Origin of the sequence: Mycobacterium alsense (assembly GCF_002086635.1) — a bacterium.
GTDB lineage: Bacteria > Actinomycetota > Actinomycetes > Mycobacteriales > Mycobacteriaceae > Mycobacterium > Mycobacterium alsense.
The window spans coordinates 1-21,660 of the sequence record NZ_MVHD01000045.1; the positions used below are offsets into that span (position 1 = coordinate 1).

At 70.5% G+C, this 21,660-nt stretch carries 17 protein-coding genes and 4 pseudogenes; 6 read left to right on the top strand and 15 right to left on the bottom strand.

Annotated features, from left to right (window positions below; genetic code table 11):
• Positions 1 to 50: 50 nt before the first annotated feature.
• The 3 genes and pseudogenes from BST11_RS20570 to pruA all read right to left on the bottom strand — a co-directional run.
• Positions 51 to 701 (bottom strand): annotated as a pseudogene (locus BST11_RS20570) (PE family protein); the annotation flags it as partial.
• A 95-nt stretch (positions 702 to 796) separates the two neighbouring features.
• Complete coding sequence (locus BST11_RS20575) at positions 797 to 1,762, bottom strand: proline dehydrogenase family protein (RefSeq protein WP_083139831.1); 966 nt, start codon at positions 1,760 to 1,762, stop codon at positions 797 to 799.
• A complete protein-coding gene (gene pruA / locus BST11_RS20580) occupies positions 1,762 to 3,405 on the bottom strand; it encodes an L-glutamate gamma-semialdehyde dehydrogenase (protein WP_083139832.1) in 1,644 nt (547 codons plus the stop codon). The genes BST11_RS20575 and pruA overlap by 1 nt, the downstream gene beginning before the upstream one ends.
• An 84-nt stretch (positions 3,406 to 3,489) precedes the next feature.
• Here pruA and BST11_RS20585 point away from each other — a divergent pair, with 84 nt between their 5' ends.
• Positions 3,490 to 5,088 (top strand): PucR family transcriptional regulator, encoded by a 1,599-nt coding sequence (locus BST11_RS20585; protein WP_142276468.1) that lies wholly within the window; start codon positions 3,490 to 3,492, stop codon positions 5,086 to 5,088.
• Here the strand turns inward: BST11_RS20585 and BST11_RS20590 are convergent.
• The 4 genes and pseudogenes from BST11_RS20590 to BST11_RS20600 form a co-directional block, all read right to left on the bottom strand.
• Positions 5,063 to 5,570, bottom strand: a pseudogene (locus tag BST11_RS20590) (glycine-rich domain-containing protein). The gene BST11_RS20585 and the pseudogene BST11_RS20590 sit on opposite strands and share 26 nt — an antisense overlap.
• 10 nt (positions 5,571 to 5,580) lie before the next feature.
• Positions 5,581 to 6,177 carry a DivIVA domain-containing protein gene (locus tag BST11_RS28970; RefSeq protein ID WP_280522727.1) on the bottom strand — a complete coding sequence of 199 codons (597 nt, stop codon included), beginning with the start codon at positions 6,175 to 6,177 and terminating at the stop codon, positions 5,581 to 5,583.
• Positions 6,154 to 6,282, bottom strand: a pseudogene (locus BST11_RS29310) (DivIVA domain-containing protein); the annotation flags it as partial. The pseudogene BST11_RS29310 and the gene BST11_RS28970, both read right to left, overlap by 24 nt.
• A gap of 224 nt (positions 6,283 to 6,506) precedes the next feature.
• Positions 6,507 to 7,496, bottom strand: coding sequence for a class I SAM-dependent methyltransferase (locus BST11_RS20600; protein WP_158086811.1), 990 nt, complete (start codon positions 7,494 to 7,496; stop codon positions 6,507 to 6,509).
• A 171-nt stretch (positions 7,497 to 7,667) separates the two neighbouring features.
• Here BST11_RS20600 and stf0 point away from each other — a divergent pair, with 171 nt between their 5' ends.
• The 3 genes and pseudogenes from stf0 (at position 7,668) to BST11_RS20615 (ending at position 9,750) form a co-directional block, all read left to right on the top strand.
• Entirely contained in the window at positions 7,668 to 8,471 is an 804-nt protein-coding gene (gene stf0, locus BST11_RS20605; RefSeq protein WP_083139877.1) for a trehalose 2-sulfotransferase, read from the top strand.
• Between the two features lie 188 nt (positions 8,472 to 8,659).
• A pseudogene (locus BST11_RS20610) lies at positions 8,660 to 9,045 on the top strand (putative sulfate exporter family transporter); the annotation flags it as partial.
• Positions 9,046 to 9,102: 57 nt separating this feature from the next.
• Entirely contained in the window at positions 9,103 to 9,750 is a 648-nt protein-coding gene (locus BST11_RS20615) for a GAP family protein (protein ID WP_083139837.1), read from the top strand.
• On the opposite strand, the gene BST11_RS20620 is transcribed toward BST11_RS20615, so the two are convergent.
• The 4 genes from BST11_RS20620 to fdxA are packed head-to-tail and all read right to left on the bottom strand — an operon-like array spanning position 9,736 to position 14,865.
• Complete coding sequence (locus BST11_RS20620; protein ID WP_083139878.1) at positions 9,736 to 10,968, bottom strand: alpha/beta hydrolase; 1,233 nt, start codon at positions 10,966 to 10,968, stop codon at positions 9,736 to 9,738. The two genes, BST11_RS20615 and BST11_RS20620, sit on opposite strands and share 15 nt — an antisense overlap.
• 26 nt (positions 10,969 to 10,994) lie before the next feature.
• On the bottom strand, positions 10,995 to 13,367 hold the full coding sequence (locus BST11_RS20625) for an APC family permease (RefSeq protein ID WP_083139839.1): 2,373 nt from the start codon (positions 13,365 to 13,367) through the stop codon (positions 10,995 to 10,997).
• A gap of 50 nt (positions 13,368 to 13,417) precedes the next feature.
• Complete coding sequence (gene dapC, locus BST11_RS20630; RefSeq protein ID WP_083139840.1) at positions 13,418 to 14,530, bottom strand: succinyldiaminopimelate transaminase; 1,113 nt, start codon at positions 14,528 to 14,530, stop codon at positions 13,418 to 13,420.
• Between the two features lie 8 nt (positions 14,531 to 14,538).
• Complete coding sequence (fdxA, locus tag BST11_RS20635) at positions 14,539 to 14,865, bottom strand: ferredoxin (protein ID WP_067315864.1); 327 nt, start codon at positions 14,863 to 14,865, stop codon at positions 14,539 to 14,541.
• Positions 14,866 to 15,240: 375 nt separating this feature from the next.
• On the opposite strand from fdxA, the gene BST11_RS20640 reads away from it, so the two are divergent.
• Positions 15,241 to 15,573 (top strand): hemophore-related protein, encoded by a 333-nt coding sequence (locus tag BST11_RS20640; RefSeq protein ID WP_083139879.1) that lies wholly within the window; start codon positions 15,241 to 15,243, stop codon positions 15,571 to 15,573.
• Between the two features lie 24 nt (positions 15,574 to 15,597).
• Here the strand turns inward: BST11_RS20640 and BST11_RS20645 are convergent, their stop codons facing one another.
• Together BST11_RS20645 and BST11_RS20650 are read right to left on the bottom strand one after the other, a co-directional pair.
• Entirely contained in the window at positions 15,598 to 16,365 is a 768-nt protein-coding gene (locus BST11_RS20645; RefSeq protein WP_083139842.1) for a maleylpyruvate isomerase N-terminal domain-containing protein, read from the bottom strand.
• Positions 16,366 to 16,493: 128 nt separating this feature from the next.
• Positions 16,494 to 19,100 carry a bifunctional FO biosynthesis protein CofGH gene (locus tag BST11_RS20650; RefSeq protein ID WP_083139843.1) on the bottom strand — a complete coding sequence of 869 codons (2,607 nt, stop codon included), beginning with the start codon at positions 19,098 to 19,100 and terminating at the stop codon, positions 16,494 to 16,496.
• Positions 19,101 to 19,322: 222 nt separating this feature from the next.
• Here BST11_RS20650 and BST11_RS20655 point away from each other — a divergent pair, with 222 nt between their 5' ends.
• Positions 19,323 to 20,198, top strand: coding sequence for a PE family protein (locus BST11_RS20655; RefSeq protein WP_083139845.1), 876 nt, complete (start codon positions 19,323 to 19,325; stop codon positions 20,196 to 20,198).
• Between the two features lie 3 nt (positions 20,199 to 20,201).
• Here BST11_RS20655 and BST11_RS20660 read toward each other — a convergent pair whose 3' ends face one another.
• Positions 20,202 to 20,660, bottom strand: a complete 459-nt coding sequence (locus BST11_RS20660) for a hypothetical protein (RefSeq protein ID WP_083139846.1) — start codon at positions 20,658 to 20,660, stop codon at positions 20,202 to 20,204.
• A 92-nt stretch (positions 20,661 to 20,752) separates the two neighbouring features.
• Positions 20,753 to 21,655, bottom strand: coding sequence for an N-acetyl-1-D-myo-inositol-2-amino-2-deoxy-alpha-D-glucopyranoside deacetylase (gene mshB, locus BST11_RS20665; protein WP_083139848.1), 903 nt, complete (start codon positions 21,653 to 21,655; stop codon positions 20,753 to 20,755).
• Between the last annotated feature and the right edge of the window lie 5 nt (positions 21,656 to 21,660).

The following is a 21,660-nucleotide window of genomic DNA, read 5'->3' on the forward strand; positions in this document are numbered from 1 at the left end:
GGGGTGTCGGAGGTGGTCGCGGCGCTGTTTCCGGGGAAGGGCTGGGCCTATCCCGCGATCCCGCCGGCGTTCACCACCGTGCCGTCGCCGCCGTTGCCACCCGCTCCCCCGTTGCCGAACAGGATGCCGCCCCGGCCACCGTTGCCGCCGCCGGCCCCGGCGCCACCGCTCCCGCCCGGACCGCCGTTACCGATGAGGCCCGCATTCCCGCCGTTGGTGCCCGGCACGCCGTTGGTCGTGCTGGTGAATCCGGCCCCGCCATCGCCGTACAGGATTCCGCCCGCGCCGCCGGGCTGGCCCGGCGCCGTCGCGTTGGCCCCGTTGCCGATCAGGGGACGCCCGAGCAGCGCCTGCGTCGGGGCGTTGATCGCGGTGAGCACCTGCTGCTCGAACAGCTCGAAAACCTGCAGCGGGGTCAGGTTCGCGGCCTCCGCGGTGGAATACGTGGCGGCGCCGACGCTCAACGCCTGCAAAAACCGCTCGTGAAACGCTTCCGCCTGGGCCGCGAGCGCGTGATAGGCCCTGCCCTGCCCCGAAAACAGCGCGGCGACCACCTCCGACACCTCGTCGCCGCCCGCCGCCAGTATCGCCGTCGTCGGGCCGACGGCTTCCGCGTTCGCCGCGCTCAGCGCCGCGCCGAGATTCGCCAGATTCCCCGCCGACGAAGCCAAAATCTCCGGGATGACCACCAGATGCGGCATCGGCGTCCTCCTAAACCGGCCAGCATCTTCGACCGTAAGCACAGCCCGTGTCGCCGCGCCTACGCGCAGGCGGATTTCGTATCGAGTTCATAGACTTACCTGCGGTCGGCCAGCGCCCGCAGGAAGAATCCCAGGTTGGCGGGGCGCTCGGCCAGGCGCCGCACGAAGTATCCGTACCACTGGGTGCCGAACGGGACGTAGACCCGCACGTGATTGCCGGCCTCGGCCAGCCGAAGCTGCTGGTCGTCGCGGATGCCATATAGCATCTGATATTCGAAATCGTCCGCACCGCGGCAGGATTCGCGAGCTAGGCGGGGCACCGCATCGAGGATCACCGGATCGTGCGAGGCCACCATGGGATAGCCCGAGCCCGCCATCAGCACGGCAAGGCACCGCAGGTAGGAGTCGGTGACCTCCGCGCCGGTGCGGTAGGCCACCGACGCCGGTTCGTCGTAGGCGCCCTTGCACAACCGGGCCCGCGCACCCACGGTGGCCAGCTCCTCGCAGTCGCCGAGCGTCCGCCGCAGGTAGGCCTGCAGAACCGTGCCGAGCCAAGGAAAGTCGACCCGCAGGTCGCCGGAGATCGACAGTGTCGAATCGGTGGTGGTGTGGTCTTCGGCGTCCACGGTGACCCAGGCGCCCACCCGCTCGGCACGTTCGCAGATCGTCCGGGCGTTGTCCAGGGCGATCTTCTGGCCGTCACGATCCAGCGCCTGCCCGAGCGCCGACAGTTTCAGCGACACCTCCAGCGGCCGCACCCCCTCGTGCCCCGCGTCCCCGCGCCCGCCCAGCGCGTCGAGCAGCGACAGGTACGCCCTGACCGTGGCGTCGGCGTCGTCGGCGCCGGTGACGTTCTCACCCAGGTAGTCGATGCTGATGTAGCGACCCGAATCCCGCAGCCCGGCAATGCTTCCCAGGACGTCATCGAGCGAGTCGCCCGGCACGAACCGGCGCACCACGCTGCGCGTGACGGGCGAGCGCTCGACGGTGCGACGCAACCCGCCGGCCCGGCTGGCCGCCAGCATGACCGGGCGCACCGTGTGGGCGAACAAACCGGCCATCAGTCTTGTCCGGTTTCGGGTGCCATGTGCGGGTAGGTGTGGTCGGTGGCCGGGACGAACGTCTCCTTGATCGTCCGCGCCGAAGTCCAGCGCACCAGGTTCAGCACCGACCCGGCCTTGTCGTTGGTGCCCGAACCGCGCGAGCCACCGAACGGCTGGCGCCCCACCACCGCGCCGGTCGGCTTGTCGTTGACGTAGAAGTTGCCCGCCGCGAACCGCAGCCGCTCCTGCGCGGTCCGCACGGCGGCGCGGTCGTCGGCGATCACCGCGCCGGTCAACGCGTAGCGCGAACCGGTGTCGACGACGTCGAGGATCCGCTCGTAGTCGTCGTCGGGGTAGACGTGCACCGAGAGCAGCGGGCCGAAGTACTCCGTCGAGAACGACTCGTCGGCCGGATCGTCGGACAACAGCACCGTGGGTCGCACGAAATAGCCGACGCTGTCGTCGTATTCGCCGCCCACCGCGATCGTGACACCCGGCGTTCCCTTCGCCCGCTCGATCGCGTCGACGTTCTTCAAAAACGCGCGGCGGTCGATCAGCGCGCCGCCGTAGTTGCTCAGGTCGGTGACGTCGCCGTAGCGCAGCGCGGCCGTGGCGCCCAGGAAGTCGTCGCCCATGCGCTGCCACACCGAATGCGGTATGAAGGCCCGCGACGCAGCCGAGCACTTCTGTCCCTGGTAGTCGAAGGCGCCCCGAATCAAAGCCGTGGTCAGCACGTCCGGGCGTGCCGATGCGTGCGCGACGACGAAGTCCTTACCGCCGGTCTCGCCGACCAGGCGCGGATAGCTGTGGTAGTGGCCGATATTCGTGCCGACGTGATACCACAGCCGCTGGAAGGTGGCCGTCGAGCCGGTGAAGTGGATGCCGGCCAGCCGCCGATCCGCCAGGGCCACATCGGAAACCGCGAAGCCGTCGCCGGCGACCAGGTTGATCACGCCGGGCGGCAGGCCCGCGGCCTCGAGCAGTTGCATCGTCAGGTACGCGGAGAGGGTCTGGGTGACCGACGGCTTCCACACGACCGTGTTGCCCATCAGCGCCGGCGCGGTCGGCAGGTTCCCGGCGATCGAGGTGAAGTTGAACGGCGTGATCGCGTAGACGAAGCCGTCCAGGGGGCGGTAGTCGCTGCGGTTCCACTCGCCGGGCCCACTGATCGGCTGCAGCGCCAACAGTTGGCGGGCGAACGCCACGTTGAACCGCCAGAAGTCGACCTGTTCGCACGGCGAGTCGATCTCGGCCTGGTAGACCGACTTGGATTGGCCGAGCATCGTTGCGGCCGCGATCTTTTCGCGCCACGGCCCGGCCAGCAGGTCGGCGGCCCGCAGGAACACGGCGGCGCGCTCGTCGAAGGGCATTGCCGCCCAAGAGTTCTTGGCGGCCACAGCGGCCTCGATCGCCGTCGTCGCGTCGGCGTGCACGGCGTTGGTCAGGGTGCCCAGCTTCGCCGCGTGCCGGTGTGGCTGGACGACGTCGATGCGCTCACCGTCGCCCATCCGGTGCCGGCCGCCGATGACGTGCGGCAGGTCGATCGGGTCGCCGGCCAGAGCACGGAGCTGCGCGAGCAGCCGGCCGCGTTCCGGGGATTCCGGCGCATAGTCACAGACCGGCTCGTTGGCCGGCGTCGGTACCTGAATGATCGCGTCCATGCTCCCCAGGGTCCTCGGCGCAAGGCCCGGTTGTGTTGGTCGATCGGACAAGAATGGGCTCTTGGTGTAGTAAAATCGAACAACATGCGGATGGCCGGTGTCGGGCTGGGACGACTGCTGCTGGCGCTGGACGCGACGCTGGTCAGCCTGGTCGACGCCCCCCGCGGGCTGGACCTGCCGGTGTCGTCGGCGGCACTGATCGACTCCGACGACGTGCGGCTGGGCCTGGCGGCGGCGGCGGGGTCGGCCGACGTTTTCTTTTTGCTCGGCGTCGCCGACGAGGAGGCGTTGCGCTGGGTGGACCGGCAGGTGCGGGAACGCGTGCCGGTGGCGATCTTCGCCAAGGAGCCGTCGCACGCCCTGGTGGCGGCGGCGGTCGCCGCCGGGTCGGCGGTGGTGGCGGTGGAACCGCGGGCGCGATGGGAGCGGCTGTATCGGTTGGTCAACCACGTCTTGGAGCATCACGGCGACCGCGGCGGTGCGACGGATGACTCGGGCACCGACCTGTTCGGTCTGGCGCAGTCGCTGGCCGACCGCATCCACGGCATGGTCAGCATCGAGGACGCCCAGTCGCACGTGCTGGCGTACTCGGCCTCCAACGACGAGGCCGACGAGCTGCGCCGCCTGTCCATCCTGGGCCGCGCCGGCCCTCCCGAACACCTGGAGTGGATCGGCCAGTGGGGCATCTTCGACGCGCTGCGGGCCGGCGACGCGGTGGTGCGCGTGGCCGAGCGCCCGGAGCTGGGTCTGCGCCCGCGGCTGGCGATCGGGATCCATCAGCCCCCGGCCGACGCGCGCCGGCCGCCGGTGTTCGCCGGGGCCATCTGGGTGCAGCAGGGCTCGCGGCCGCTGGCCGACGATGCCGAGGAGATGCTGCGGGGAGCGTCGGTTTTGGCCGCCCGCATCATGTTTCGGCTGGCGACCCGGCCGTCCGCGCACGCACGGCGGGTCCAGCAACTCCTGGGCCTGGCCGACGAAGTCGCCGACGCCGCGACCGTCGCCCGCGAGCTCGGCCTGCCATCCGACGGGACCGCCGCCCTCATCGGCTGGGACACCGCCGGGACGCGTCATCCGCGGTTGGTCGACGTTGTGGCGTTGAGCGCCAGCGCGTTTCGACGTGACGCCCAGGTCGCGTCGCGCAACTCGCGCATCTACGTCGTGCTGCCGCAGACCCAGACCCGGCCGGTCACTTCGTGGGTGCGGGGCACGATCGGGTCCCTGCGCACCGAACTGGGCGTCGAGTTGCGGGCGGCGATCGCCGCGCCGGTCCCCGGCCCCGCGCAATTTGCGGCGGTGCGTGCCGAGGTGGACCGCGTGCTCGACAGCGCCGAGCGCCACCCGGTTTTAGGACGGGTGATCACGCTCGACGAGGCGCGCACCACCGTGCTGCTCGACGAGATCGTCACCCTGGTCGGCGCCGACGAGCGCCTGGTCGATCCGCGGATACGCGACCTGCGTGCGAAAGACCCGGCGCTGGCCGAGACGCTGCGGGCCTACCTGGACGGCTTCGGCGACATCGGCGCGGCCGCGCGGGCGCTGCGCGTCCACCCCAACACCGTGCGGTATCGGGTGCGCCGCATCGAGAAGCTGCTGGCGACCTCGCTGGCCGACCCCGAGGCGCGGTTGCTGTTCTCGCTGGGGTTGCGGGCGACCGAGGTCACCAATTCCGCGTGCCCGCTTTGAGTTTCGCCGCGGCGCCCTGGACCGCGGCGACCCGGGAGCGGTCGACGCCCCAGGGCTGGTCGACGCCGACGCGGCCGTCGAGATCCCACAGGACGCATTCCTCGCCCGGCGCAGCCACGAGCGACCAGGCGAGGACCGTCCGGCGCAGCTGCTCGCCGGGCGGATCGGCCGCCCCCCCAATCCCCTCCGGTGTGCCGCCCTCGGGATGATGGTGCAGGAACTCCCCGTATGCCTTCTCGCAGAACGCCGCATACCGTGCCGTGCACAGGATCAGGCCGTGCCACGCCTCGTCGACCGCGCGCGAGGGCATCCCGATCACCCGGCGGTCGCGCACCGCCGGCGCGCAGCACCGCAGCCACCGCCGCAACCCGGCGTCGACCAGGGTTCTCGGCTGCCACGGGCACGTCTTTGAACACCGCCGCGGGAAGCTCGAGCTCCGCCACCGCGGCGTTGGCCCGGTCGAACCCGCGCCGCCGCACGATGTTCCGCAGGTCAGTGACCCCCGCCACCGCAGCCGCCTCCGCCGCACCCGGATCCCCCGCCGCACCCGCCGTGGCCGCCGCCGCACCCGGAATTGCTTGCGCCGTCTCCCCCACCGGCGGCCCAATAGCGATGGCGGCGCCTGTTGCGGGACCGCAGGTGCCAGACCACGTAGCCGACACCGGCCACCACTGGCATGGCCAGGATCACCAACCCCATCCAGTCCGGCGCGGGTCCGTCCAGCGGCACGAGGCGACCGAGAAATCGCAGCCCGGCCCCGCCCCCGGCGAGAAGAACGAAACCGAGGAGATACCAGAGCCAGAAGCTGCCGAACACCGCCGCGCCGACATCGAGAAGCCTGCGGCCCGGGCTTTGGGGGGCCGCGGCGTGTGTCGCGGGCGTCCCGCCGGGGGGTGGCGGCGCAACCGCCGCCGGATCGGCGCCCCGCTGGGCCCTCAGTTGCTGCTCGACGAGGCCCAGAAAGGTGTCGACCTCGTCCTCGTTGTAGCCGCGCCGGCCGAGCGGGGGCCTCCCGAAGGCCACGCCGCGGACCTGCTCTGCGCCCAGGGTTCCCGCGGGCTGCCGCAGCTCCGCCTCGACGAGATCCAGAAACGCGTCGACCTCGTCCTCGTTATAGCCGGATCTTCCGAGGGGCGGCTTGGAGAAAGCCACGTGGCGAACCTGCTCCGCGGTAAGGCAACCGGGCGCCGGCAACGCGAATCTGTTGACCTTCCATTTGTGTCTCCCATTCGGGCCGGGGGCGCCGGTCGCGCGCTTTTGCTCGGCCAGTTGGCGCTCCAGCTCGGCGATGCGTTTCTCGGGGTCGTCCATGGCGGTTCCTGTCGCGGCAGTCGGGGCGACAGGTTATCGCCGGCCATTTGCGAAATTCTTGCGTCTTGATGCGCGCCCGCGGTCGACCCGGCCCACGGGGCCCACGGCTAGGGCCCGCCCGCCCGCTTGCGGATCGCGACGTTGAGGTACGGCATGAACAGCCCGACGGGCAGCTCCGGGCATTGCCGGTGCAACAAGTTCACGAAGCGACGGTTGGTGGACTGGCGGTAGTACAGCCACCGAAGCGGGTTCTGCTTCATTTGATAGCTGTGCCGGTCGACCATGAAATCGAGCTCGCCGACCGGCCCGAGGGCCAGCTCGAGGTCGTGATAGCTGACGCCCCGGCCGCGGCGGCTGAGCTCCAGGATCGCGCCCTCCGACGCGGTGTCGAACGCCGACGCCTGGTATTTCGGCGTCCGCTTCAGGTACTCCAGCGCGATCTCGTCGGGCAGCCAATGAAAGAACGGCAAGTCCGCGGTGTGGTCGTCGAAAAACCACAGCCGGTTGGGTGCCTCGACGATGCAGAGGATTCCGTCGTCGGCCAACAGCTGCCAGGCGCCGCGGAGGCTGGCCGATCGCTCGCTGTGGGTCATGTGCTCCAGCGATGCGAAGAAGATGACGAAATCGAAGCTGGCGTGGGCGAATTGCGTGCCGATCTCGGTCGCGTTCAGGTGATGCAACGCCGGCTCGTCGAGGCCGAAGAATTGCATCCTGGTCCGCGACACCTCGACGGATTCCGGCACCGCGTCGATGCCGGTGACCTCGCTGCCCTGCTCGACCAGCGCCATGACCGACGACCCTGTCCCGCAGCCGATCTCGAAGATGCGGGCCCCGTCCAGGCGCCGCAGCGCGTTGAGCCAGGGCACGTATTCGTGCCGGCTGTAGGTGAGCCGCCCGACGGTGTGCTCGTCGAGGTCGTGGCGGCCCACCTCGGAATCCCAGTACCCAGGGGTCGCCCAGTTTTCGAGCAGGTGCTCACGGAACTTGTCCACGACCGGCGGGTCGAGCGGCACGAACCGCCGACGAAGACCCGCGGTGGTGCCCCGATCGGCCCGCCAGATGATCCGGCGGACCGACTCTTTGGCGGTGTTCTGCACGATGCGGGCTTCCCGTCGGTAGTGGAGTGCGGTCGGACGGTAATCATCGCATCCGGTAACCGCCACCGCGCGCGGATACCGTAACAGCGCTGGACCCCGCGCAACGGTTATGTTCACAGTGACGAAAAATCGGTGCCTTGCAGCGGGTTTTCCCGCGGTTAGGCTTCGTTGGTGACCGAACGCCCGTCGTCGTATCTGGTGCTGGCCTCCCAGCGCAGCGGCAGCACGCTGCTCGTGGAGTCGCTGCGCGCCACCGGCGTGGCCGGCGAGCCCCAGGAGTTCTTCCAATACATACCGAGCACCAGCCAGGCCCCTCAGCCACGGGAGTGGTTCGCCGGCGTGGACGACGAGTCGATCCTGCGCCTGCTCGACCCCCTGGATGCGGGCACGCCCGACCTCGCGCCGGCCGAGATCTGGCGCGACTACATCCGCACGGTCGGACGGACACCGAACGGGGTGTGGGGCGGCAAGCTGATGTGGAACCAGACGCCGCTGCTGCTGGACCGGGCGAAGGGCCTGCCGAATCGGTCCGGCGACGGGCTGCTCGCCGCGATCCGCGACGTCGTCGGCGAGGAACCGCTCCTGATCCACGTCCACCGGCCCGACGTGGTTTCGCAGGCGGTGTCGTTCTGGCGCGCGGTGCAGACGCGGGTGTGGCGCGGGCGGCCCGACCCGGCGCGCGACGCGCGCGCGATCTATCACGCGGGCGCGATCGCCCACGTCGTCACCATGCTGCGCGCCCAGGAGGAGGGCTGGCGCACCTGGTTCGCCGAGGAGGGCGTCGCGCCGATGGAAGTTCCGTATCCGGTGTTGTGGCGCAATCTGACTCAGGTGGTGGCCACGGTCCTGGAGGCGTTGGGGCTCGACCCCGCGCTGGCGCCCGAGCCGGCGCTGGAACGCCAGGCCGACCAACGCTCCGACGAGTGGGTGGAGCGCTACCGCGCGGACGCCGAGAGGGGCGGGCTGCCGACCTGACGGCGGCCCGAGCAGACACAGCCGTTGCGCCGCCGTGGTTTTCGGCGACCCCGCGGGCCTGGATTCAGCGCGAGCCAATCGCTTGGTCGCCCCTGGCCCGCGGGCCACCATGTCGTGGTGGGTGATACGGAAACGCCGCGGTGGCCTGGCCGGCTCGGACGGCTCGGTGAGGACTGGTGGGCGACGCTGCGCTGATCGGTTTCGTCGTGCTGGGCTTCGCGCTGTTTTGGGGCGCGCGGGGCCAGGCCGACGAGATCGCGCCCGGCGCGCGCGCCAGGGCCGCCTTCATCTGGGCGAAGTTCCCGAAATTCGTGCTCGGCTTCCTCGTGGTCGCGGTCATCGCGACCGCGCACTGGCTCACCAAGGGCCAGGCCGCGAACCTGGCCAACGCGTCGAAGTCGGCGTTCTTGCTGACCTTCGCCGGCGTGGGGCTCGCCACCGACATCCGCCAGATCGCGCGCACCGGATTGCGCCCCTCGTGGTCGCGGTCATCGGGCTCATGGTCGTCGCAACGGTCTCCCTCGGTCTGGTCCTGCTCACCTCTCGCGTGTTCCATTGGGGCTGGGCCACATAGCGGCGGACGGTAACGTGGCCGCATGCAGACCAGGCGGGCGCGCAACCGACATGTCGCATGTGGCTGACCATCCTGGTGATGGCCGTCGCCGTCAGCCTCGAACCGTTCCGGATCGGCATGACGGTGCTGATGCTGAACCGGCCACGGCCGATCCTGCAGCTGCTCGCTTTCCTCGGTGGCGGCTTCGTGATGGGCATGACCGTCGGCGGTGTCGTCCTGTTCGTCCTGCGGCGCCGGCTGCTCGGCTCGACGTACTTCACCTTGCCCCGGGTGCAGATCTTCATCGGCGTGCTGGCGCTGTTGGGCGCCGCCGCCGCGCTGGTCCTCAAACGCGACGACGCGGCGGGACCCGGGAGGCTGGCGGCGCGGGCCCAGCGGCTGGCGGTCGGGCCGTCGCTATGGGTCGCCGGCGCCGCCGGGCTGGGGATCGCGCTGCCGTCGGTGGACTATCTGGCCGCGCTGGCGGTCATCCTGGCCTCGGGCGCCGCGGCCATGACCCAGGTCGGCGCGCTGGTGATGTTCAACGTCGTCGCGTTCGCGCTGGTGGAGGCGCCGCTCGTCGCCTATGCGCTGGCGCCGGATGCGACCCGCGCGTCGATGAGGGCGCTGCACGACTGGATCCGGGCGCGGCGCCGCATCGAGGTCGCCGCCCTGCTGGGCGGGGTGGGCTGCGTCCTGCTGGCCGTTGGCCTAACCGGCGCCTGACAGCGGGTTCGCCGCCCGCCGCGAAGCGTAGATCTCGGCGAGGAACTGCTCGACGGCCACCGCGGCGTGCGCCGCCCGGGCCGATCCGAAAATGTCGAATGCGTGTTGGGCGCAAGGCAACTCGGCGTACACCACCGGCTGGCGGCTGACCTCACGCAGGCGCGCGGTAAAGCTGCGGGCCTGCTCGACCGGGATCAGCGAGTCGTTGGTGCCGTGCAGCACGAAAAACGGTGGCGCGTCCGCGGATACGTGGGTGATCGGCGAGGCGAGGCGGAACGGCTCGGCGACGTCGGTCAGGCTCAGCTTGAACACGCGTTTGGCCACGATCGGCGCCATCAGCGGATGCATCGCCCCGTCGTTGCGGGTGAAGTCGTAGACGCCGTAGAACGGGACGGCCGCCTGCACCCGGGTGTCGGCGTCCGTGAAGCCCGGCTGAAACCGCGGGTCGTTGGGCGTCAGCGCGGCCAGCGACGACAGGTGCCCGCCGGCCGAGCCGCCGGTGATCGCGATCCAGTCCGGGTCGCCGCCGTAGGAGGCGATGTGCTCCTTCGTCCACGCGATCGCCCGCTTGACGTCGACGATCTGGTCCGGCCAGGTGGAGCGGGGACTCAGCCGGTAGTTGATCGCGACACACACCCACCCCGCCTCGGCCAGGTGGCTCATCAGCGGATGTGCCTGTCCCCGTTTGTTTCCCACCATCCACGCGCCGCCGGGGACCTGCAGCAGCACCGGGGCCCGCCCGCCGCGGTCCAGGTCCGGTCGCCGCCAGATGTCCAGGTGGTTCCGCGAGCCGCATTCGCCGTAGCTGATGTCGCCGTCGTGCGCGTAGTCGCGGTAGACCCGCAGCATCCGCGCCACGCCGGGCCGCTTGGCGGTCGCGGCCCCGGGCGGGCGCCGCTTCCACAGATCACCCGACTGCCGGCGGCGGTCGGGGCCCAGCCCGGCGTCCAGCGCTGCGGTCAGGGGCTCGTTCGCGCGCCGCCCGGCGCGGCGCAGGCCCAGCAACCCCAGCCACGACAGCGCCGCCACCAGCCAGCTGAAGCGCAGGATCCGCGCGGGCCCCCGGTGGGACACCGCGGCCAGGGACGCGAGCTGGACGGCGAGGGTCTGCAGCGGAAGCTCGGATGCGAGCAGGCCGTAGCCGAACGCGAGCCCCGACCCCAAGCGGTCCCGGGTCAACGGTCGATAGCCGTTGGCGGTGAACGCGAGACCCAGCATGGACACCAGCACCGCCGCCGATCGCCTCACCGCTGTCCCTCCTTTTCGTCCCTCTCGTCGGCCCCGCCGGATTCCCTGTCGCTCGCGGGGTCCTCGATGACGTGATAGGCCGGGTCGACCATCGACATCGGCCTGTTGCCGCTCTGCCGGGCTTTGCCGGTGATCCGCAACAGCTGACCGGGCTGGATGTCGGCGCCCCCGCGGCCGGACCGGAACGTGATGGTGATTTCGCCGCTGTTGTCGCCGACGACGACCCGGCGAACCGTTCGCCTGCGTTCGTTGATGTCCTGGACCTCGTTGACCCGCCCTTCGAAGGTGGCGCGCTGCCCGGGGATCAGGCCGCCCACCGTGATCACCGACGGCCGCTCGGGGTGTTCGTACGCGTCGACGTCCCGCTCCTCGCTTCTGGCGACCCACGCCTCGAGCTTGTCGAGTCCGCGCGCGATTCGTTGCTCGAAACCGTCGGGGTAGGCCTCCTTGATCCGGGACTGCACGTCGTACGGCACGATCGTCGCAGCGGCGTCCGGGATGAGGCCGACGGCGCGGGAAACCCTGTCCGCGGTGCGGTCATGCAGCAGGCGCCCCAACAGCGGCGCGTACGTCCGACGCGGCAACAGCACCGTCACGTTGGTGTTTCGGTGTTCACCGCGCTCCTTGGCGACGAGCACCTGTGCGGCCCGGGTCACCCGCCGGTCGGGGCAGTCGATGACGCGCAGCGGCGTATCGAGTTCGAAGTCGTCCCAACGCTTTCGCAAAATCTTGGCGTGGGCGTCGTCGAGCATGAAATGCACCGCGACCAATTCGTCGGCCCGCAGCCCCCTGCCGTACCGCAGCGCTTCGAGCACCGCGAGGTCGAGCGAATTCACGAACACGAAAACCTTGTGCCGGGAGTACTTCACCAATTCGGGTCGGTCGGTGCGGAACATCTCGAGAATGGCGGCCTCGGCGCGGTATTCGCGGTTGAGCCGCATCAACACGACGACCAGCACGGGGAACACCACGACGACCAGCCACGCACCCTCGGTGAATTTGGCAACCGCGAAGATGGCCACCACGATCGTCGACAGGATCGCCGCGGACAGGTTGATCGCCAGCCGGCGCCGCCATCCCCGTTCCCGATGGGTCAGGTGGTGTCTGGTCATGCCGTAACCGGCCATCGAGAACCCGGTGAACACACCGATCGCGTAGAACGGGACCAGCGCGTTGACCGAGCCGCCGGTCGTCACCAGCAACGCCAGCGATAGCGCGGTGAGCGCGATGATGCCGTTCGAAAAGACAAGGCGGTGACCGCGTTTGGTGAGCTGGCGCGGCAGGAAGCGGTCCTCGGCGACGAAATTGGCCAGCGCGGGGAACCCGTTGAAGCTGGTGTTGGCACCGGTGAACAAGATGGCCGCCGTGGCCGCCTGGACCAGTGTGAACAGGACTTGGCCGACGGGACCGTGTCCGAATACCGCGCGAGCGACCTGCGACAAAACGGACGGATATTCGCTCAGGTACGGCGTCGCGTGGGTGACAGATGCGAGGTACGCCACGCCCGCCAGCAGCACCCCCAGGATGGCCGCCATGGCGGTGAGCACGCGACGGGCATTGTGGCCCTGCGGTTTCCGGAACACGTCGACGGTGTTGGAGATCGCCTCGACCCCGGTCAGCGACGAACCCCCGTTGGCGAACGCGCGCAACAACACCAGGATGGTGGCGCCCATCACCAGGGCGTCGCCCTGATGGACCGGCACCGTGCCGGGCAGACGCGCGGGATCGTAGACCGGTAGATCGCCGAGCAGCACGCGCGCGACGCCCACCACGATCGTCAGGCCGACCAGCACGACGAACAGGTACGTCGCCAGCGCGAACTGCCAGCCCGCCTCGCGCAATCCGCGCAGGTTCAGGTAGCAGATGACAAGCACGACACCGACCGTGATTTGCAGGCTGTGCGGGCCCAGCGCGGGGATCGCCGACACCACCGCGACCGTGCCGGCCGCCGACTGGACCGCCACGGTCACCACATAGTCGATCAACAGCGCGGCGGCCGCGACCTGCGCCACCCGGGGCCCGAAATTCTCCCGCGCCACGATGTACGAACCGCCGGCGCGGGTGTAGGCCATGACGACCTGGCGATACGACGCCGCGACCAGGACCAGGATCAGCAGGATGACGCCGGTGATCGGCAGCAACAACACGAACGCCGCCAGCCCCGCGTGCGGCAGGAGCTCGATCAGTACCTGTTCGGGCCCGTACGCGGTCGACGAGATCGCGTCGGGCGAAAGAGCGCCGAGCGCAACCGGATTCGACAGCTTCTCGGACGTCAGTTCCTCGGTGATCAGAGGCTTGCCCAAAAACACCCGCTTGGCGATGTCCCCGACCGACGCCGGGATGCGCGGCTTTTCCGCCGAACTGGTCACGGATGCATTCTGCCGTCCCCCCGGACCGCGCGGGAGGCGGCCGGGCTAAGTCAGCCCCCGGCCAGCCGGTGCGCGGCGGCGGCGACGCGTTCGTCGGTGGCGGTCAGCGCCACCCGCACGTGGCGAGCGCCGCCCGGGCCGTAGAAATGGCCGGGCGCCACCAACACGCCACGGGCAGCCAGCCAGGCCACGCTGTCCGCGCACGGCTCATCGCGGGTGGCCCACAGGTACAGGCCCGCCTCGGAATGGTCGACGGCGAAGCCGGCCGCGCGCAGCGCCGGCAACAGCGCGTCCCGCCGGCGTTCGTACCGCGCGCGCTGCTCCTTTTCGTGGGCGTCGTCGTCGAGGGCGGCCACCATGGCGGCCTGCACCGGCGTGGGCACCATCATCCCGGCGTGCTTGCGCACCGCCAGCAGCTCGGCGACCACCGCCGGATCACCCGCGACGAAGCCGGCCCGATAGCCGGCCAGCGACGAGCTCTTCGACAGCGAGTGGATCGCGAGCAGCCCGGTGTGGTCGCCGTCGCAGACCGAGGGATGCAGGATCGACCGCGGCTGCGCCTCCCAGCCGAGGCCCAGGTAGCACTCGTCAGAGGCGACCAGCACACCGCGCTCGCGCGCCCACCCGACGACCTTGCGCAGGTGGTCGACCCCCAGCACCCGCCCGGTCGGATTGCTCGGCGAGTTCAGGTAGAACAGCGCCGGGGCTTGCGGCCCCAGCTGGGTCAGCGAATCGGCGCGCAGCACCCGCGCGCCCGCCAGCCGCGCCCCCACGTCGTACGTCGGGTAGGCCAGCTCCGGCACCACGACCGCGTCGGCCGGGCCCAGGCCCAACAGCGTCGGCAGCCAAGCGATGAGTTCCTTGCTGCCGATCACCGGCAGCACGGCCGCCTCGGTCACCCCGGTGATGCCGAACCGGCGGGCCAGCGCGGCCGCCGCCGCCTCCCGCAGCCGCGCGGTGCCGGCGGTGGCCGGATAGCCCGAGGCGGAACCGGCGGCGGCCAGCGCGTCGGAGATCAGCGGCGCGACCGGGTCGACCGGGGTGCCGACCGACAGGTCGACGATGCCGTCGGGATGGGCCCCGGCCAGCGCCTTCGCGTCGGCCAGGGTGTCCCAGGGGAACTCCGGCAGCGACGCCGAGACGCCCCGGGGCTGGTGCGGCACCGGCCCGCTCAGTCGCCCTCGCCCTGCGGCGGCAGATCCTTGACCACCTGCGGGTCGTTCTCGGTCATGCCGACCTTCGCCGCGCCGCCCGGCGACCCGAGCTCGACGAAGAAGTCGGCGTTGATCTGCGTGTACTGGCTCCACTGCTCGGGCACGTCGTCTTCGTAGTAGATCGCTTCGACGGGACAGACGGGCTCACAGGCCCCGCAGTCGACGCATTCGTCGGGGTGGATGTACAGCATGCGGGTGCCCTCGTAAATGCAGTCGACCGGGCACTCCTCGATGCACGCTTTGTCCTTGATGTCGACGCAGGGTTCGGCGATCGTGTACGTCACAGACGTCTCCTCCATGTACCGCGTGTGGGCTGCTGTTCGGCTCGCCGCGGCGCTTCGGCCGCGTCGGCGAAAGCTTTCGGTTACTGATACTAGACGTTGCACATACACGTCAACTAAACGGGGACGCGCGTCGGGTCGCCCGCGCGCCCGCGGCCGCGGGTTCTCCCGGGGCGGCCCGGGTTTCACTCCTGGCGAACAGCGCCGCACACCGCCGCTCACCTGCGGATAGTTACGATTAGAGCTTGCTGTGCGATAACCGTTGCGGCAAAGAAAGCTCGCGGGGCCTGGTAACCTCGACCGCAGACGGCAACCGTTGGGCAGATGTCGTCGCCGTTTTTCGGACGGTGCATTGAATGGGGAAGGTGTCCATAGATGGTGAGGCTGTCGTTGACCAAGTTTGCCGCTGCCGTTGGCGGTGTGGCGTGCGCGTTGACGGCCGGCGCGGGGATCGCATCCGCAGATCCCCTGGATCCGGTCATCAACACCACCTGCAACTACGGGCAGGTGATGGCGGCGCTCAACGCGACGGATCCGGCAGCCGCAGCGCAGTTGACCGCGTCGCCGATTGCGGTGAGTTACCTGCACCAGTTCCTTGCCTCGCCGCCGCCGAAGCGGTTGCAGATGGCCCACCAGATCCAGGCCATGCCGCAGGCCGCGCCGTACTTCAACGACGTGCTGGCCGTGGCCGGCAGCTGCAACAACTACTGAGCGAGCGCGAAAGCGCGCGAAAAGTCAGTAGCCGCTGAGCAATCGGCGCACCCGGCCCAAGATTTCGGGCCCGGCGTCGCTGCAAATCCGCGACGGATCGCCGGGGCGTCGGCCCCATAGCAGCAAGACCCGCGCGGCGGCATCGGTTTCCAGCGTGGCCGGCCCCTCGGGGCCGGCCATCGCAATCGTGGTGTGTTCGGCGTCGGCGCTGATCGCCACGTCGTCGGTGTTGCGAACCCGCAGCCGGGCCTCGATTCGCTCCCCCGGGCGCAGCCGTTCGGCGCCCTTGGCGAGCAGCGGGCGCCCGACCGCCACGACGCTGTGCGAGGTCATCCAGGGCTCGGCGAGCGGGGCCCCGACTCGGAGGTCGCTATCTCCGGTGATGTCCCAGCCGTGCAGGACGAGCTCCTCGCGCATGTGCTCGGCGAACCAGGGCACCTTCATGGTGCGGCCGGTCCACGCGACGTCGGTGTCCGCCGACACGCCCTCCGCCGCGGCGGCGACCTCGTCCAGCGCTGCCATCCGGTCGTGCAGCGCGTCCCAGAGGTCCGCGTCACTCAGGGCGCGCAGCGGGTCCTCACGTTCGGCGAAGCCGCGGGTGCCGACGGGTTCGCCCCGGAGGTGAGCCCCCAGCACCCGGGCGAGCTCCTCGGCGTTGCCGGCCTGATGGGCCACGATGTCGCGGACCGTCCACGCCTCGCACCAGGTGCCGGCGTCGGGCCTGCGCCGCTGCACGGCCTCGGTGAACGGCCGCCATTCGGGGAATCGCTCGTCGTCGATGCGTCGGCGCACCCTCTGGGGGTACCCATCGCGCCCCATCGCGCCTCATCCAGCCGCGAGGGTCCGCAAATTGCCTGAATTACGGCGTGTCGCCGTGCAGACAGGCGTGGTCGCGGTGAGGGGCGATGAGGGGGTGGGGGTTACGCCGCGAGCGGGGCGTAGGTCGTGGTGCGCTGGCGCGCGGGGCGCCCGATGCCCTCGGCGATCGCGGTCAGCTCCGCCACGGTCTTCGACGACCCGTGCTCCGAACCGGCCATCCGCGAGATGGTCTCCTCCATCAGGGTGCCGCCCAGGTCGTTGGCGCCGCCGTTGAGCATCACCCGAGTGCGCTCGACGCCGAGCTTGACCCAGCTGGTCTGGATGTGGGAGATGCGGCCGTGCAACATGATTCGCGCCAGCGCGTGCACGGCCCGGTTGTCGCGGTGGCTGGGCCCTGGTCGCGCCGCGCCGGCCAGGTACAGCGGCGAGTTCTGGTGCACGAACGGCAACGGCACGAACTCGGTGAAACCGCCCGTGCGGTCCTGGATCCGGCGCAGCACGTTCAGGTGGGCGACCCAGTGCCCCGGGCTGTCGACGTGCCCGTACATCATCGTCGACGACGACCGCAGGCCCACCTCGTGCGCGGTGGTCACGATGTCGATCCACATCGACGTCGGCAGCTTGCCCTTGGTGAGCACCCAGCGCACCTCGTCGTCCAGGATCTCGGCCGCGGTGCCCGGGATGGTGTCGAGGCCGGCCTCGCGCAGGCTGGTCAGCCACTCGCGAATGCTCAACCCGCTCTTGGTGACGCCGTTGGCGATCTCCATCGGCGAAAACGCGTGCACGTGCATCGACGGCACACGGGCCTTGACCGCGCGCACCAGGTCGGCGTACCCGGTGACCGGCAGCTCGGGATCGATGCCGCCCTGCATGCACACCTCGGTCGCACCCTCGACGTGGGCCTCCCACGCGCGGTCGGCCACCTCCTCGGTGGACAGCGAATACGCGTCGGCGTCACCCTTGCGTTGCGCGAACGCGCAGAACCGGCAGCCGGTGTAGCAGATGTTGGTGAAGTTGATGTTGCGGTTCACGACGAACGTCACGTCGTCACCGACGGCGTCGCGGCGCAGCGAATCCGCCAGCGCGGCAACGGCTTCCAGGGCGGGGCCGTCCGCGGTCGCCAGCGCGAGGTACTCGGCGTCGGTGCAGCCGGCGGGATCGCGTTCGGCCGAGGCCAGCGCGGCGAGCACGTCGGTGTCTAGGCGTTCCGGCGCTTTGGCGCCTTGCGCGGCCAGCTCGTGCACGCGCGCCCGGATCGACTCCCAATCGCCGAAGGCGCTCTGCAGGTCGCTGCGCGCCTCGGTGTTGCGGCCCTCGGTGTCGATCGCCGCGTGCAGGTCGACCCGGCCGGCGGACTCCACGTCGTCGGGTTCCTGCCATGGCCTGCCGACAGGATTGACGTCGCGGGCCAGGCCGGTGGCCGGATCGGCAAGGGCCGCAACGTGTCCGGACACTCGCGGGTCGATCCATGCGGCGCCGGCCTGCACGTATTTGGGCTGGGCGGTCAACCGCTGCACCAGGTCGTAGCCGGCCTCGGCGGTCACGGCGGCCAGCTCGTCCAGCGCGGGCCACGGCCGTTCGGGGTTGACGTGGTCGGGCGTCAGCGGCGAGACGCCGCCCCAGTCGTCGACGCCGGCCGCGACCAGCGCCAGGCACTCGTCGCGCGACACCAGATTCGGCGGCGCCTGGATGCGCATGCCGGGCCCGAGCACCAGCCGCGCGACCGCGACCGTGGCCAGGTAGTCCTCGATCCCGGCGTCGGGTACCGCGGCCATCGCGGTGTGTTCCTTGGCCCGGAAGTTCTGCACGATCACTTCCTGGACATGCCCGAACTCCTTATGCGACTTGCGGATCGCGTGCAGGGTGTCCGCGCGTTCGGCCAGCGTCTCGCCGATGCCGACGAGCAGCCCGGTGGTGAAGGGGATGGACAGCCGCCCGGCGTCGGTGAGGGTGCGCAGGCGAACCGCCGGGTCCTTGTCCGGGCTGCCGTAGTGCGCGAGGCCCTTGGTTTCGAACAGGCGCCGCGACGTCGTCTCGAGCATCATGCCCATCGACGGCGCCACCGGCTTGAGTCGCGACATCTCCGACCAGCTCATCACGCCGGGGTTCAGGTGCGGCAGCAGCCCGGTCTCCTCGAGCACCCGGATCGCCATCGCCCGGACATAGGACAGCGTCGAGTCGTAGCCTCGTTCACCCAGCCAGTCGCGCGCCTCCGGCCAGCGGTCCTCGGGCCGGTCGCCGAGGGTGAATAGCGCCTCCTTGCAACCGAGTTCGGCCCCGCGGCGGGCGAGGTCGACGATCTCGTCGGGCTCCAGGTACATGCCGGCCCCGCGAGCGCGCAGCTTGCCCGGGACGGTGACGAACGTGCAGTAGTGGCAGGAGTCGCGGCACAGGTGGGTGACCGGGATGAACACCTTGCGCGAATAGCTGATGGGCAGCCGGCCGCCGGGGCCGCGCCGCCCGGCCGATTCCAGGCCCGCGTCGCGCACCCGCGCCGCGCTCGCGCACAGGTCGGCGAGGTCGTCGCCGCGGGCGGTCATCGCGATGGCCGACTCCTCGAGGTTCAGCGCCACCCCGTCGCGGGCGCGCCGCAGGACCCGGCGCAACGCCGACGCGCTGGGCTGCGGCGAGACCTTCGACGAATCCACGGCCGGGACGACGGGGCTGGGCAGAGCGACGGGCGCCGACGGCTCCGGTGTTAGCGGCACGTTGGTGTAACTTCCCCGCGATCCAATTTCATCCGCCCGTCCAACCTGGGAAATTCTGGGGCAGCGGTGCCATACGGGCAACAGTAGCGGCACGCCCGAGCCGGCCCGCTATCGACATCCCGGCCTCGGCGGGCGCCGCCGGGTGCCTTATCTATGCGTTTTGGCGACTTGCCCGCTAGCCAGCTGCGATCGCGATACCATCCGTCCACAAGGAGGTGCCGGATGTCGTTCCTATTCGCGGCTCCGGAGGCGCTGGCCACGGCGGCTTCGGATTTGGCCGGGATCGGTTCGACGCTCAGCACGGCCAACGCGGCCGCCTCGGTGCCGACGTCGGCGGTGGTGGCGTCCGCCGCCGACGACGTCTCGGCTCAGGTCGCCGCGTTCCTCTCCGAGCACGGGCTGGGATATCAGCAGGTCAGTGCGCAGATCGCCAAGTTCCACGAGCAGTTCGTCCAGACCCTGACCTCGGGCGCCAACGCGTACGCCGCGGCCGAGTCCAGCGCCGCGCAAACGCTCGCGGGCGCAGGTGGCGGCATCGCCGGTGCGGCCGGCGGCGCCGTCTCCAGCGCGGTGTCCAGCGCCGCGAACCAGGTCGAGAGCGTCCTGGGCACGTTCGGCGGCGGCGTCCAGGCCGTGGCCGGCCAGGCCGCCGCGCTGTTTGGCACCACCAGCGGAATCCGCGCCCTGACCGCGGCCGGCGCGCTGCTCGCCCCGGCCGCCATGACCAACGCCGCCGCGGTGACCGCGGCGAACGCGTTCACGCCCATCGGCGCCGCGATCGAGTCCGCCTATCTCGCGATCGAGCCGTGGGTGCAGTACGGCTTCGAGCTGGCCTCGTACGCGGCGGGGTGGGTGCCCTGGATCGGGTGGATATTGGGGCCGCAGATCATGTTCTTCTACAACCTGTTCGAGCCCATGGTGCAGAGCGGTCTGTTCAACATCCTGGACTGGTTGGGGGGTTCGATCACGTTCGCCCAGGGGCTGAACAACTTCGCCGCGGCCACGTCGGCGTCGATCAACTATTTCATCCAGACCGAGATCAACTGGTTCTTGGGCTTCCTGCCGCCCCTGCCCCCGATCGGCGTCAACGCGCCTTAGCGGCTAGCGCCGGCTTTGCCGCCACAGCACCCACACCGGCGGCGTCACCCCGAGCACGATCAGGACCAGCGCCCCGTAGGCCATCAGCCCCCGGCCACCCAGGATCACGTCGCCGCCCGGGCCGCCCACGCTCATCACGGCCACCGTCAGCAGCCACGTCCATAGCGGCAACGCCGCCACGCGCGCGGACCGCGCCCACAGGCCCGCCGCCCAGACGAGCGCCGCGTTGAGCAGGCCGCTGATCAGCCCACTGATGGGAAACGGAATCGCACCGATATAGGTAGGCAGCAGCAGCGCGCCGATCAGCGCGGAGAGGATCCCGTCGACGGCCAGGAGCGCCAGGACAACGAAACGAATCGCGGGATCTGTCGCGCCGCTGTCCGGGACGGGCGCGGCGCGCGGTTTGGTTTCGATCAGGTCGGGACGCTGTCGATGTTGGAGAGAATCGAGCCGATGACCCACTGAAAGCTGTCGAGCCTGTCCTGCCAGTGCTGCAGGTTGGGGTCCAGGTCGGGGTCCATGCGAATTCCTTCCGTGGCTGCCTGTTTGGCAGCCTACCGCGTTGCGGGGGCGGTGAAGTCAAGTCCCGCGAGCAGATCCGTCTCCCAGCCGCGCCCGTCGCGCTCCCCCGCGACGCCGCCGGCCAGCACGTAATGCTCCTCGCCAAGGATCGGCAGCGCCATGTTGTTCGACAGGGCGCAGGCCCGGCCCGTCGGCCCGACCACGACCTGGGTGGCGTGCGCGGCGAGCGCGGCGGCCTTCGCGGCCAGCGCGTCCGGGTCGGTCTCGATGACGGCGTCGATGCCGGCGTCGGCGTAGCCGAAGTCGAACTCGTCGTATGGCGGGACGGTCCACTCGGGTAACAGGTCCTGGCGATCCAGCGCCGCCCATCCCGCGGCGAAGGCGCTGGCGGCGAACACCGCCCAGTAGAACTTCGGCACCGCCCAGGGTTCGCCGGGGTAGTCGGCGGTGCCTGCCGCGGCGACGGCGGCCGTCGTGACGGTGTGGGTGTGGACGTGGTCGGGGTGGCCGTAGCCGCCGTTGGGGTCGTAGGTCACCACGACGTGCGGGCGCTGCTCGCGAATGACGGCGACCAACGCGCCGACGGCCTCGCGCTCGTCGGCGTCGATGAACCTCTGGCGCCGCCGCGGGGGCGTGCCCGGCATGCCCGAGTCGCGCCACCGCCCCGCGCCACCGAGATAACAGGGTGCGCCGGCGCCCAACGCGCGCAGGGCCGCGGTGAGTTCGGTGACCCGGTAGCCGCCGAGTTGGTCCGCGCGGTCGACGGCCAGCTCCGCCCATTGGTCGCCGATGACCTCACCCTCCTCGCCGAGCGTGCAGGTCACGACCCGCACCTGCGCCCCGCGGGCGGCGTAGTGCGCGATGGTGGCGCCGTTGCTGAGGGTTTCGTCGTCGGGGTGGGCGTGGACGAACAGCAGCCGCGGGGTCTCGGGCATGGACG